Source organism: Mesorhizobium sp. B264B1B (assembly GCF_020165765.1).
Taxonomy (GTDB): domain Bacteria; phylum Pseudomonadota; class Alphaproteobacteria; order Rhizobiales; family Rhizobiaceae; genus Mesorhizobium.
Window position 1 is genome coordinate 79,703 of sequence record NZ_JAIUIS010000001.1, and the last position, 12,450, is coordinate 92,152.

The 12,450-nt window shown below is 63.7% G+C and carries 12 protein-coding genes; 11 read left to right on the forward strand and 1 reads right to left on the reverse strand.

The window, feature by feature from the left end; translation table 11 throughout:
- The first annotated feature begins 95 nt into the window (after positions 1 to 95).
- Both LB547_RS00330 and LB547_RS00335 read left to right on the forward strand, forming a co-directional pair.
- On the forward strand, positions 96 to 371 hold the full coding sequence (locus tag LB547_RS00330; protein WP_140516612.1) for a type II toxin-antitoxin system ParD family antitoxin: 276 nt from the start codon (positions 96 to 98) through the stop codon (positions 369 to 371).
- Complete coding sequence (locus tag LB547_RS00335) at positions 368 to 670, forward strand: type II toxin-antitoxin system RelE/ParE family toxin (RefSeq protein ID WP_140761218.1); 303 nt, start codon at positions 368 to 370, stop codon at positions 668 to 670. The genes LB547_RS00330 and LB547_RS00335 overlap by 4 nt, the downstream gene beginning before the upstream one ends.
- Positions 671 to 678: 8 nt before the next feature.
- Here the strand turns inward: LB547_RS00335 and LB547_RS00340 are convergent, their stop codons facing one another.
- Positions 679 to 1,794 carry a cystathionine gamma-lyase gene (locus tag LB547_RS00340; protein WP_140516714.1) on the reverse strand — a complete coding sequence of 372 codons (1,116 nt, stop codon included), beginning with the start codon at positions 1,792 to 1,794 and terminating at the stop codon, positions 679 to 681.
- A 408-nt stretch (positions 1,795 to 2,202) separates the two neighbouring features.
- Here LB547_RS00340 and mraZ point away from each other — a divergent pair, with 408 nt between their 5' ends.
- Genes mraZ through ftsW form a run of 9 tightly spaced genes read left to right on the forward strand, consistent with a single transcriptional unit; the run spans position 2,203 to position 12,450 of the window.
- Positions 2,203 to 2,661 (forward strand): division/cell wall cluster transcriptional repressor MraZ, encoded by a 459-nt coding sequence (gene mraZ / locus LB547_RS00345; RefSeq protein WP_140495198.1) that lies wholly within the window; start codon positions 2,203 to 2,205, stop codon positions 2,659 to 2,661.
- Positions 2,658 to 3,689, forward strand: a complete 1,032-nt coding sequence (rsmH, locus tag LB547_RS00350; protein WP_140580014.1) for a 16S rRNA (cytosine(1402)-N(4))-methyltransferase RsmH — start codon at positions 2,658 to 2,660, stop codon at positions 3,687 to 3,689. Before mraZ ends, rsmH begins: the two co-directional genes overlap by 4 nt.
- Before the next feature lie 4 nt (positions 3,690 to 3,693).
- On the forward strand, positions 3,694 to 4,089 hold the full coding sequence (locus LB547_RS00355; RefSeq protein WP_140580013.1) for a hypothetical protein: 396 nt from the start codon (positions 3,694 to 3,696) through the stop codon (positions 4,087 to 4,089).
- Positions 4,086 to 5,795, forward strand: coding sequence for a peptidoglycan D,D-transpeptidase FtsI family protein (locus tag LB547_RS00360; RefSeq protein WP_140495205.1), 1,710 nt, complete (start codon positions 4,086 to 4,088; stop codon positions 5,793 to 5,795). The genes LB547_RS00355 and LB547_RS00360 overlap by 4 nt, the downstream gene beginning before the upstream one ends.
- Positions 5,796 to 5,849: 54 nt before the next feature.
- Positions 5,850 to 7,304, forward strand: coding sequence for a UDP-N-acetylmuramoyl-L-alanyl-D-glutamate--2,6-diaminopimelate ligase (locus tag LB547_RS00365; RefSeq protein ID WP_140630911.1), 1,455 nt, complete (start codon positions 5,850 to 5,852; stop codon positions 7,302 to 7,304).
- Positions 7,301 to 8,782, forward strand: a complete 1,482-nt coding sequence (locus LB547_RS00370; RefSeq protein WP_140495209.1) for a UDP-N-acetylmuramoylalanyl-D-glutamyl-2,6-diaminopimelate--D-alanyl-D-alanine ligase — start codon at positions 7,301 to 7,303, stop codon at positions 8,780 to 8,782. Before LB547_RS00365 ends, LB547_RS00370 begins: the two co-directional genes overlap by 4 nt.
- Before the next feature lie 24 nt (positions 8,783 to 8,806).
- Positions 8,807 to 9,889: a phospho-N-acetylmuramoyl-pentapeptide-transferase gene (gene mraY, locus LB547_RS00375; RefSeq protein WP_140495211.1), complete on the forward strand. Its 1,083-nt coding sequence runs from the start codon at positions 8,807 to 8,809 to the stop codon at positions 9,887 to 9,889.
- Between the two features lie 9 nt (positions 9,890 to 9,898).
- Entirely contained in the window at positions 9,899 to 11,299 is a 1,401-nt protein-coding gene (murD, locus tag LB547_RS00380) for a UDP-N-acetylmuramoyl-L-alanine--D-glutamate ligase (protein WP_140495213.1), read from the forward strand.
- Positions 11,299 to 12,450 (forward strand): putative lipid II flippase FtsW, encoded by a 1,152-nt coding sequence (gene ftsW, locus LB547_RS00385; protein ID WP_140516599.1) that lies wholly within the window; start codon positions 11,299 to 11,301, stop codon positions 12,448 to 12,450. Before murD ends, ftsW begins: the two co-directional genes overlap by 1 nt.

Here is a 12,450-nt window from a genome sequence, read left to right on the forward strand (position 1 = left end):
TCGCCTGCCAATCTGCATCCACGGCCGCAGGGGACTTTCTTGAATTCGGTACGATTAAATCGTACCATGCTTCAGCAAGTGGACGAGGAGCGGTCATGGGACAGGTCGATAAACGCAGCATCACCCTCTCGCCGGAACTGGCGGCGGCGGTCGACGATGTGGTCGCCGCTGGTGAATACGCTTCGGCTAGCGAGGTGATCCGCGATGCACTCCGGCAATGGAAGGATCGGCGCGACCTCTTCGGCTATACGGTCGAGGAGTTGCGGAGGCTAGTTCAGGAAGGGATCGACAGCGGGCCGGGACGATTTGAATCGATGGAGGAAATTAAGGCCGAAGCGCGGAGACGCTTGCGATCTGACGGCGCCGCATGAATTTGCTCTCTATCGTCCGGAACGCGCGCGCTGAAGACGATCTGATCACGATTTGGCTGCATATTGCGCGCGACAGCGAGGCTGCAGCCGACCGGCTGCTCGACCGCATCGAGGCACGGTGGCAGCAAGTGGCTACCTATCCTTTCTCAGGCGCGCCACGAGACGATATCGCACCGGGTGTTCGCCATCTAATAGTCGGCAATTATCTCACTCTGTATCGAGTTAGGGACGATGTGATCGAAATCCTTCGCGTGCTGCACGGCCATCGCAATGTCGAAGCCAATGACCTCGGTTCGTAATCGTCCGGTCAGTCGCCGATCCTGTCCAGCGACGCCTCGATCGCCGCCCAAAGCTCTTCAACTGGTTCGCAGCCGACCGAGAGGCGGACGAAGCCGGCTGGAACCGCATCGCCTCGTTTCGAACGCCGCTCGGCGGAGGTGTGGACGCCGCCGAAGGATGTCGCGGCCTGCATCAATTCGCAGTTGTTGATGAAATCCTCGGCCTTCTGCTCCGAAGCGAGTTCGAAGGAAACAAGGAAGCCGAAGCGTTCCATCTGGGCACGGGCAAGATTGTGCGAAGGATCGCCTTCCAGGCCGGGATAGCGCAGGCCCGTGATCGCCGGGTGACCTTGCAGGCGCCGCGCGATCACTTCCGCCGAGGAGCACATGCGGTCGAAGCGCACATCGAGCGTTTCGAGGCCACGATGCACAAGCCACGCTTCGAACGGCCCTGGAATGCCGCCGGACGTTTCGCGCCAATCCGTCACCGCGGCGATGATGTCGGCGTTGCGGCTCGCGACATGGCCGAACAGCACGTCGGAGTGGCCGTTGGGCGCCTTAGTGTCCGCGGCGATGACAATATCCGCGCCATGGTCGAGCGGGCGCTGGCCGAAAGGCGTCATGGTCGTATTATCAACGACAAGCAGTGCGCCCGCTTTGTGTGCGGCTGCGGCCACCGCCGCGATATCGCATATGTCCAGCCCCGGATTAGCTGGCGTCTCTACGAAAGCGAGACGATAGCCTTCGAAACCGCCATCGAGGAAGGTCGAGGTTGGCCTCACATCGTAGGCGATGCCGAGTGGTTTCAAGAAGCGTTCGGCCAGTGCCCTTGTCGTGTGATAGCCATCCGAAGGCAGAAGAATGCGGTCGCCGGTCTTGAGGACAGCGAAAAATGCCGCCGAAATCGCCGCCATTCCGGAAGGAAAGGCGACGCAGGGCGCGTCTTCCAGATGCGCCAGCATATGTTCTACCGCATCCCAGGTCGGATTGCTGAAACGGCCATACTGGTTGAAACCGGTGGCGTCGCCAGGCGCGTGAAAGATGGCAGCCATGGTGAGTGGCAGGGGGATGGAATCGCCGACGGCAAGTGCGTTGCGACGGAGGTGGGCAAGAGCCGCGGCGCGCGACCGTGCTGTTTCAGACATCGACATTCCAACCCTCTTGGTGACCCTGGACGTGTGGTGAGACGCTATGCCCGGCAACAGCTCGCGACAAGGCGCGTCCGGTTGGGCCAAGCGGCTCTAAACGCTTCGTTAGGCTTAATGATCCATAAAGACGAGACGTGTTTTCAAAGCCGCTTCCATCGGTCGCGACTGCATGTTGTGAAGCCTGTTCCCGTTGACGCCCATAACACCCCATGATATCCCATATCGATACCAAAGCCTTCGTTCCGCGTCAGAGTGAAGCGTACGCCAATCGGGCAGCCGCGGCGGCTGCGCGTTTGCCGGTTTTCGCCCCTGTCACGGAGGCGGGTTCAGGGCAGGGAACGCGTAGCGGTGGCGCGTGCAACACGACGAAGAGGGGTGCGGCGGCGCAAGCGGCCGTGACGTGTGATGGACCGGTTTCTGTCGAACACGGTGAGCAGGATCGATGCGAAGGGGCGGGTGTCTGTTCCTGCGCATTTTCGCGCCGTCGTTCAGAAACGCGGCTATTCGGATCTCTACGCGCTGCGTTGCCTGGATCTGCCGGCCATGGATGTCGGCGGGCCCGACCTGCTCGACCGCTACGAGCAGCGCATCGCGCTCGAGGATCCGTTCCAGCAGACGGCGGACGACATGTCGTTCTTCTGCCATGGCGACGGAACATTCCTGAAGCTGGACCAGGATGGTCGCATCACGATCAGCGACTTCATCCGCGAACATGCCGGCCTTTCGGCGGAAGTAGCCTTTGTCGGGCGCGGCAATTTCTTTCAGATCTGGGAGCCGGGACGGCTTGCGGCCTACGGAGCGCAGGCGCGGGCCCGGCTTTTGCAGCTTCGGCAGGGGACGAAGCCTGGGGAGCGACCGGAATGACGGTGGGCCACGGCGATGATATCAACGCCGTTGGCGGACCGGCCCGCCACATTCCGGTCCTCCTTGCCGAAGTGTTGCAGGCGCTCTCGCCAGCGGAAGGGGACGTCATCGTCGACGGCACGTTCGGCGCCGGCGGCTACACCAAGGCCATCCTGGCGGCCGGCGCGTCCGTGGTTGCCATTGATCGCGATCCGGATGCCATAGCGGCTGGTCGCAATCTCGAAGCCCAATCAGGCGGCCGCCTGCGATTGGTGCAGGCGCCATTCTCGATGCTGGATCAGCATGTCGAAAGTGCCCACGGCGTCGTGCTCGACATCGGCGTTTCCTCGATGCAGCTCGACCAGGCGGAGCGCGGGTTTTCGTTCCGCGCCGATGGGCCTCTCGACATGCGCATGGCGCAGGCGGGCCTCAGCGCCGCAGATGTCGTCAACAACTTCAAGCCGGGCGATCTTGCCCGCATCTTCGGCTTCCTCGGGGAGGAGCGCCACGCCGGGCGCATCGCGCGCATGATCGAAGCGCGTCGCGAAAAGCGTCCGTTCGAGCGCACGCTGGAGCTTGCCGACGCCATCGAGACGCATATCGGCCGGGCGCCGAAGGACAAGATCCATCCCGCCACCCGCGTCTTTCAGGCGCTGCGCATCTTCGTCAATGACGAGCTCGGTGAGTTGGCCAAGGCGCTGTTCGCCGCCGAGCGGGCGCTGAAGCCGGGCGGACGACTTGCCGTGGTGACATTCCATTCGCTGGAGGACCGCATCGTCAAGCGCTTCATTGCCGATCGCTCCGACGCCGCGAGCGGCTCGCGCCACATGCCGGAGGCACGGGCACGCAGTGCCACCTTCAGCAAGTCCGGCGGCGGCGTGACGCCGGGTGATGCCGAGACTGCGGCCAACCCGCGCGCCCGCTCGGCAAGGCTGCGCGCCGCCATCCGCACCGATGCGCCGGCGCGTGCCGTCGATTTTTCGATTTTCGGCCTTCCAAAACTTCCCGGCCCAAAACTTCCCGGCATCGAGCGGCCGGGGGAGAGGTAAGCACGTGTTTCGTTCCAGCGACATCGTCCTCATCGCCGTCATGGTCTCGGCGGCGGCCCTGACCTACAAAACCAAGCGCGAGGCCGAGGACCAACTGGCAGCCGTGCAGAAGATCCATGCTGAGATACGGTACGAGGAGGACACGATCGACCTGCTCAAGGCTGACTGGAGCCTGCTCACCCAGCCGTCGCGGCTACAGAAGCTCGCCGAACTCTACAAGTCGCAGCTTGAACTGGAGCCGGTCAGCGCGCACCAGATCGTCGGCCTCGGCGACCTGCCAGCCAAAGCCCTCGACATCCAGGACATCCTGAACGGGCGCCAAGGCGGCATGGCAGACAATTCCGGCAACACACCCTCGGACGGCAAGGATCCCATCGTGACCGGAGGCATCGCCCAATGATCGGCAAACTGCTGAAACGTCGCCCCAGGGCCAGCGAAGACGGTTCGATCGTGGTCGATGGCGCCCGCAAGGCGACCGGAGGCAAGGGCAAGGCGCGCATCGTCATGACGATGGCGGTGTTCTTCGGCATCTTCTCGATCATTTCCGGGCGGCTGGTCTATCTCGGCTTCCAGACCCCCGACATGTCGGGCGGCCCGCAGAGCCGGGTGACGGCCTCGCGGCCCGACATTGTCGATCGAAACGGCGAGGTGCTGGCGACGGACATCAAGACGGCATCGCTGTTTGCAGAGCCGCGCCGCATCGTCGACGCCGACGAGGCGATCGAAAAGCTGTCGACGGTGCTGCCGGAGATCGATTACGAGCAGACGTACCATAAGCTGAAGAGCGGCGCCGGCTTCGTCTGGTTGCAGCGGCAGCTGACCCCCAAGCAGCAGGCCGACATCATGCAGCTCGGCATTCCCGGTTTCGGCTTCCGCACCGAGAAGCGCCGTTTCTATCCCAGTGGTGAAACCTCGTCCTACATTGTCGGCCTGACCAATATCGACAATCAAGGCATCTCCGGCATGGAGAAATATATCGACGAGCAGGGTCTGAGCGACCTGCAGGCGTCGGGCCTGGCGGTGGCGAAGGATCTCAAGCCGGTGAAGCTCTCGATCGATCTGCGCGTCCAGCACGTGGTGCGCGACGAGATTGCCGCCGGCCTGGAGCGCTATCGCGCCATGGGCGCGGGCGCCGTCGTGCTCAACGTCAAGACCGGCGAAGTGGTGGCCATGGCCTCGGTGCCGGATTTTGATCCGAACAATCCCTACAATGCACAAGACAAGGACCGGCTGAACCGGATGTCGGCGGGGCTCTATGAGATGGGCTCGACCTTCAAGAGCTTCACATCAGCCATGGCGCTCGATTCCGGCAAGGCGACGATGGCGAGCCGCTTCGACGCTTCGCATCCAATCCGGGTCGGCCATCAGGCCATTCACGATTTCCACGGCAAGAACCGTGTGCTCTCGTTGCCGGAGGTGTTCCTCTATTCGTCCAACATCGGGTCGGCCAGGGAGGCCGAACTGGTCGGCATCGAGGCGCACCGCGAATTCCTGCATCGTCTTGGCATCTTGGACAAGATGCAGACCGAACTGCCGGAAGTCGCCCGTCCGACTGAACCGAAGGTCTGGAAACAGGTCAACTCGTTCACCATCGCCTTCGGTCATGGCGTGTCGACGACACCGTTGCAGGCGGCTGTCGGCTGCGCGGCGCTGATCAATGGCGGATATCTGATGGAGCCGACATTCCTGGTCCGCAGCCAGCAGGACGCGATGGCGGCGGCCAAGAAAGTGGTAGCCGACAAAACGGTCGAGGGCATGCGCTATCTCTACATGCTCAACGCCGAGAAGGGCTCGGCCAGAAATGCCAGGGTCCCCGGCTACCGCGTTGGCGGCAAGACCGGAACAGCCGAGAAGGTCATCAATGGCCGCTACTCGAAGGAGTTGAATTTCAATACGTTCGTCGCCGCATTCCCGATGGACGATCCGCAATATCTCGTGTTTACGATTGCCGATGCTCCGCACCCGGAAAAGCCGGGCATGACGGACGTCGCGGCCGCGAATGCCGGGGTCATGGCCGGCAATATCATCAGGCGTTCCGCGGCCATGCTTGGCGTGAAGCCAGATTTCAGCCATGAAAATGGTGCAACGCTGGTTTCCTATCAATGATTCTTAGGGCGCGCCGGCAACTGCGCGCTATTTTGTTGCGGTGAACGGAACTCGATGAAGCTCAAAAATCTAACCGGTATCCTGCCAGTCGAAGGAACAGCTTCCGTCGATCTGGAGGTTACCGGCATCTCTTCGGATTCCCGCCAGGTTAAACCCGGCGTCGTCTTTTTCGCGCTCGCTGGAAGCAAGGCGGATGGCGCCGTCTATGCCGCGGAGGCCGCCGCACGAGGGGCTGCCGCGATCGTCGCGGGCAAGGACAGCGCCCTTGGGGAACTGCCGGTCCCCGTGTTGACCGTCGATGACCCGCGCCTGGCGCTGGCCCTGAGCGCGGCCCGTTATTTCGGCAAACAGCCGCAGACGATGGTGGCCGTCACCGGCACCAGCGGCAAGACCTCGGTCGCCGCTTTCGTCAGGCAGATCTGGGAGCAGGCCGGCTTTGCCGCGGCCTCGATCGGCACCACCGGCGTGGTGGCGCCGGGCCGCAACGATTATGGCTCGCTGACGACGCCAGATCCCGTCGCCTTGCATCAGCTGTTGCTTGAACTGGCGGACGCCGGCGTCACCCATGCCTCCATGGAGGCCTCCAGCCATGGTCTCGACCAGCGCCGTCTCGACGGCGTCAGGCTGGCCGCCGGCGGCTTCACCAATCTCGGCCGCGACCACATGGACTACCATCCGACGGTCGAGGACTATCACCGGGCCAAGCTGCGTCTGTTTGATGCGCTGCTGCCGAAGGGCGCGCCGGCCGTGATCTTCGCCGACGATCCGTGGTCGGCGCCAACCATCCAGGCGGCGAAGGCCGCAAGGCTCGACGTGCTGACGGTCGGCCGCCACGGCGATTTCCTGACGCTGAAACGGGTCGAGCATGAGCGCCACCGCCAGCGTGCCGAGGTCGAGGCCGACGGGATGCTCTACGAGATCGACCTGCCGCTGGCCGGCGATTTCCAGATAGCCAACGCGCTGGTTTCGGCCGGGCTTGCCATCTCCACGGGAACGCCAGTCGCCAAAGCCTTGAAGGCGTTGGAGAAACTCAAGGGCGCACCCGGCCGGCTCGACCTTGTCGGGACGACTGCCAACGGCGCGCCGGTCTATGTCGATTATGCGCATAAGCCGGACGCGCTGGAAAACGTGCTTGCCTCGGTGCGCCCGTTCACCACCGGCCGGGTCATCGTCGTGTTCGGCTGCGGCGGCGACCGCGATCGCGGTAAGCGGCCGATCATGGGCGAGATCGCGACGCGGCTCGCCGACGTCGTCATCGTCACCGACGACAATCCTCGCTCGGAAGTGCCGGAGACGATCCGGGCCGCGATCCTTGCCGCCGCTCCCGGCGCGATCGAGATCGGTGACCGGCGCGCGGCGATCCACGAGGCCGTCGCCATGTTGCATGCCGGGGACACGCTGATCGTGGCCGGCAAGGGTCATGAGGAAGGCCAGACGATCGGCACCGAGACCCTGCATTTCTCCGACCACGAAGAAGTCCGTGCCGCGCTGCTGGAGCGTGCCGCATGAATTTGCTGTGGACATCCGAGACGCTGGTCGCCGCCATGGACGGACGACCGATCGGGCCGATGCCGGACGGCATATCGGGCATTTCGATCGACAGCCGCAGCCTTCAGCCGGGCGACGCCTTCTTCGCCATCAAGGGCGAGGCGATGGACGGCCATGATTTCGCGACCGCCGCCATCAAGGCCGGAGCCGGGGTGCTGGTCGTGGCCGAAGGCAAGCTGCCGTCGCTTGGCCGGCTGACGGCGCCGATGATCGTCGTCGAGGACGTGCTGGTGGCACTGGAAAAGCTCGGTGTCGCATCGCGTGACCGTTCCCAGGCCAAGATCATCGCGGTGACCGGTTCGGCGGGCAAGACGACCACCAAGGAAGCGCTGCGCCACGTGCTGTCGGCGGTCGGCAAGGTGCATGCCTCGGCGCAGTCGTTCAACAACCATTGGGGCGTGCCGCTCACCTTGGCGCGAATGCCGGCCGATTGCGACTATGCCGTGTTCGAGATCGGCATGAACCATCCCGACGAGATCAGGCCGCTGGTCAAGATGGTAAGGCCGCATGTCGCCATCGTCACCATGATCGCGGCGGCGCATCTCGGCTTCTTCCGCAATCTGGACGAGATCGCCAAGGCGAAGGCCGAGATTTTCGAAGGGCTGGAACCCGGCGGCGCGGCGATCCTCAACCGCGACGACGCGCGTTTCAAGCTTCTCGACAAGATGGCGCACGCCGCCGGCGTCGAGCATGTCTATGGGTTCGGCGAGAACGCGCGCTCAACCTTCAGACTGGTCAAATGCGAAGTCCATGCCGATCATTCCGACATTGCCGCCAGGATCGGCGGTCACGAGGTGACGGCTCGCATCGGCGCGCCCGGCCGCCACATGGTGCAGAACATTCTGGCGGTCCTCGGCGCGGCCCGTCTGGTCGGCGCCGATCTCGACAAGGTTGCCCTGGCGCTGGCCGATCTCTCGGCCGAGCGCGGCCGCGGCAAACGCTATGTGCTGCGTCATCCCGGTGGCTCGACTTCGAGCCATCCCGGTGGCCCGACTTCAAGCCACCCCGGTGGACCGATCACGCTGATCGACGAAAGCTACAACGCCAACCCCGCCTCGATGGCGGCCGCCATGGCGCTGCTCAACGCGACGCCGGTGACGGGCGAAGGCCGCCGCATCGCCGTGCTGGGCGATATGCTGGAGCTCGGCGAGTATTCGGCCAAGCTGCATGCTGCACTTGCCGGTCTCATCGTCGGCACCGGCACGCAGACCGTCTTTCTCGGCGGTCCGGAGATGCGGGCGCTGGCGGAAGCGCTGCCGGGCGAGATCAGGACAGAATACCGCGCCAACGTCGAGGAATTGAAGCCGGTTCTGTTTGCCGCACTGAAGCCAGGCGACGTGGTGATGATCAAATCGTCGAAGGGCATCGGCTTTGCAAAGCTGGTCGATGCGTTGCTGGGCAAGTTCCCGGCTGAAACGACAATCGGCAAACAGACCTAGGGTCAAGTCGGGGACGAAAAGCGCATGTTCACACTGCTCGTCGATTTCGCGGACAAGATCTCGGTCTTCAATGTCTTCCGCTACATCACTTTCCGCACGGGCGGGGCGCTGATCACCTCGGCGCTGATCGTCTTCATCTTCGGGCCGACCATCATAAATTCGCTCAGGTTGCGCCAGGGCAAGGGTCAGCCGATCCGCGCCGACGGGCCGCAGACCCATTTCAAGAAGGCCGGCACGCCGACCATGGGCGGCCTGATGATCCTGTCCGGCATCATCGGCTCATCGTTGCTATGGGCGAACCTGTCGAGCATCTATGTCTGGGTGGTGTTGCTGGTGACGCTGGGCTTCGGCTCGATCGGCTTCTACGACGACTATCTGAAGGTGACGAAGCAGTCGCATCTCGGCTTTTCCGGCAAAGCACGGCTGGCGCTCGAATTCGTCATCGCCGGCATCGCCGCCTGGGCGATCATGCATAATGGCCAGGCGCCGTTCTCCTCGTCGCTGACATTCCCCTTCGCCAAGGAATTCCTGATTAATCTCGGCTGGTTCTTCGTCCCGTTCTCCTGCTTCGTCATCGTGGGGGCGGGCAATGCGGTGAACCTCACCGACGGCCTGGATGGCCTGGCGATCGTACCGATCATGATCGCGGCGGCGTCCTTCGGCGTCATTGCCTATCTCTCCGGCAATGCGGTGTTCGCCGAGTATCTGCAGATCCATTTCGTGCCCGGCACCGGCGAACTGGCTGTTGTGCTAGGCGCGGTCATCGGCGCCGGCCTCGGCTTTCTCTGGTTCAACGCGCCGCCGGCGGCGATCTTCATGGGCGACACCGGCTCGCTGGCCATGGGCGGGCTGATCGGCACCGTTGCGGTCGCCACCAAGCACGAGATCGTGCTGGTCATCGTCGGCGGGCTGTTCGTGGTCGAGATCCTGTCCGTCATCATCCAGGTCGGCTACTTCAAGATGACCGGCAAGCGTGTGTTCCTAATGGCGCCGATCCATCACCACTTCGAAAAGCTCGGCTGGACCGAAAGCCAGGTGGTGATCCGCTTCTGGATCATCGCCGTCATCCTGGCGCTGGTCGGCCTTTCCACCCTCAAGCTCAGATAGGCGCGCCCCGTGATTCCCGCCGCATCCTTCGCAGGCAAGCGTGTTTCGCTCTTCGGGCTCGGCGGCTCGGGGATCGCGACCGCGCACGCGCTGATCGAGGGCGGGGCTGAGGTTCTGGCCTGGGACGACAATCCCGACAGTGTCGCCAAGGCGGCAGCCGCCGGGATTGCAACCGGCGACCTGCACACAGCCGACTGGGCGACGTTCTCCGCTTTCGTGCTGTCGCCCGGCGTGCCGCTGACGCATCCCAAACCGCACTGGACGGTGGAACTGGCGCGCGGTTCGGGTGTCGAGATCATCGGCGACGTCGAGCTTTTCTGCCGCGAGCGGACGCTCGGCGCGCCAGCCGCCCCGTTCATCGCCATCACCGGCACCAACGGCAAGTCGACGACCACGGCGCTGACGGCGCATATATTGAAGGCTTCCGGCCGCGATACGCAGATGGGCGGCAATATCGGCCGCGCCGTGATGACACTCGATCCGCCGCAACCCGACCGGCACTATGTCGTCGAATGCTCGTCCTACCAGATCGACCTCGCACCATCGATCAATCCGACGGCCGGCATCCTGCTCAATTTGACGCCGGATCACCTCGACCGTCACGGCACCATGCAGCATTACGCTTCGATCAAGGAGCGGCTGGTTGCCGGCAGCGAGACCGCGATCGTCGGCATCGACGATTCCTGGTGTGCGCAGATTGCCGAACGGCTGGAGCGGGCGGGGCGGCACGTCATCCGCATTTCGAAGCGGCTGCCGCTGACCGACGGCTATTTCGCCGATGGCACCAATTTGATGGAAGCGGTGCATGGCCGCTACAGCCGGGTCGCCTTCCTCGAAGGCATCGGCTCGCTGCGCGGGCAGCACAATGCGCAAAACGCGCTTGCCGCGGTGGCCGCCTGCCTCAAGGTCGGGCTCGACCTCGGCGAGATCCAGTCCGGACTGGAAAGCTTTCCGGGCCTGGCGCATCGCATGGAGCAGGTCGGCCGCAAGGACCACGTGCTGTTCGTCAACGATTCCAAGGCGACCAACGCCGATGCGGCGGCACCCGCCCTGTCGAGCTTTTCACGCATCTACTGGATCGCCGGCGGCCTGCCCAAGGAAGGCGGCATCGAGCCGCTGCGCGGCTTCTTCCCGCGTATCGCCAAGGCCTATCTGATCGGCGAGGCAGCGCCGGCCTTTTCGGCGACGCTGGGCGAGGCGGTGCCGTATGAGATATCGGGCACGCTTGCAGCCGCGGTCGAGCATGCCGCGCATGATGCGGCCAAGGACGATGGCGGCGAGGCGGTGGTGCTGTTGTCGCCGGCCTGCGCCAGTTTCGACCAATTTAAGAATTTCGAGGTCCGCGGCGAAGCCTTCAGGCAAGCTGCGAATGCTATCGAGGGCGTCAAACCCATCGGAGGGGCACGATAATGCAGAGCCGTCTCGACAAAAGCCCGGTTGCGACCTGGTGGTGGACCATCGATCGCTGGTTCCTGGCGGCGTTCCTGTCGCTGATGGGGCTGGGCATAGTTTTGTCCTTCGCCGCAAGTCCCGCGGTCGCCGAACGCATCGGCCTCGACAGTTTCCATTTCGCGACCAGGCAGATCATCTTCACCGTGCCGGCGCTCGGCGTGATGCTGGCGGTGTCCTTCCTCGATTCCAGAGAAATCCGGCGCATGGCGCTGATCATGCTGTGCCTGATGCTGGTGCTGATGGTGGCGGTGCTCTACATCGGCGTCGAGGTGAAAGGCGCGCGGCGCTGGGTGTCGCTTGCCGGCCTGTCGATCCAGCCCTCGGAGTTTTTGAAACCCGCCTTTGTCATCATGTGCGCCTGGCTGTTCGCCGAACACAAGCGCCAGCCCGACATTCCGGGCAATCTCTTCGCCATGTTGCTCTTGGTACTGGTCGTATCGCTGCTGGTGGCGCAGCCGGACCTCGGCCAGACCATGCTGACGACCGGCACCTGGGGCATCATGTTCTTCATGGCGGGGCTGCCATGGCTGTGGATCGTCGTGCTCGGAGCGGCCGGCGTCGGCGGCGTCTTTGCCGCCTATACGGTATTTCCGCACGTCGCCCTGCGTATCGACAAGTTCCTCACTGGCGAAGGCGACACGTTCCAGGTCGATATGGGCCGCGACGCATTGATCAATGGCGGCTGGTTCGGCGTCGGGCCGGGCGAGGGCACCGTCAAGCGGGTCATCCCCGACAGCCATGCCGATTTCGTCTTTTCGGTCGCGGGCGAGGAATTCGGATTGATCATGTGTTTCTTCATCATGTCCATCTTCGCCTTCATCGTGCTGCGCGGCCTCAACACGGCGCTGAAGGAGCATGACGATTTCACCCGCTATGCGGTCGGCGGCCTCGTCACCGTGTTCGGCCTGCAGGCAGTCATCAACATGTGCGTCAACCTGCAGCTGGTGCCGGCCAAGGGCATGACGCTGCCGTTCATCTCCTATGGCGGCTCTTCGCAGATTGCCATCGCCATCTCGATGGGAATGGTGCTGGCGCTGACGCGCAAGCGACCGGAAAAGCGCAAGCAGGTGGGCTTTGCCTTGCCACAGCGCGCCATGCCGGCGGAGTGA

What these genes read in the sequence shown, in the direction of transcription:
- LB547_RS00330 (WP_140516612.1), top strand. Translation starts at nt 96, where the DNA reads ATGGGACAGGTCGATAAACGCAGCATCACCCTCTCGCCGGAACTGGCG.
- LB547_RS00335 (WP_140761218.1), top strand. Translation starts at nt 368, where the DNA reads ATGAATTTGCTCTCTATCGTCCGGAACGCGCGCGCTGAAGACGATCTG.
- LB547_RS00340 (WP_140516714.1), bottom strand. Translation starts at nt 1,794, where the DNA reads ATGTCTGAAACAGCACGGTCGCGCGCCGCGGCTCTTGCCCACCTCCGT.
- mraZ (WP_140495198.1), top strand. Translation starts at nt 2,203, where the DNA reads ATGGACCGGTTTCTGTCGAACACGGTGAGCAGGATCGATGCGAAGGGG.
- rsmH (WP_140580014.1), top strand. Translation starts at nt 2,658, where the DNA reads ATGACGGTGGGCCACGGCGATGATATCAACGCCGTTGGCGGACCGGCC.
- LB547_RS00360 (WP_140495205.1), top strand. Translation starts at nt 4,086, where the DNA reads ATGATCGGCAAACTGCTGAAACGTCGCCCCAGGGCCAGCGAAGACGGT.
- LB547_RS00365 (WP_140630911.1), top strand. Translation starts at nt 5,850, where the DNA reads ATGAAGCTCAAAAATCTAACCGGTATCCTGCCAGTCGAAGGAACAGCT.
- LB547_RS00370 (WP_140495209.1), top strand. Translation starts at nt 7,301, where the DNA reads ATGAATTTGCTGTGGACATCCGAGACGCTGGTCGCCGCCATGGACGGA.
- mraY (WP_140495211.1), top strand. Translation starts at nt 8,807, where the DNA reads ATGTTCACACTGCTCGTCGATTTCGCGGACAAGATCTCGGTCTTCAAT.
- ftsW (WP_140516599.1), top strand. Translation starts at nt 11,299, where the DNA reads ATGCAGAGCCGTCTCGACAAAAGCCCGGTTGCGACCTGGTGGTGGACC.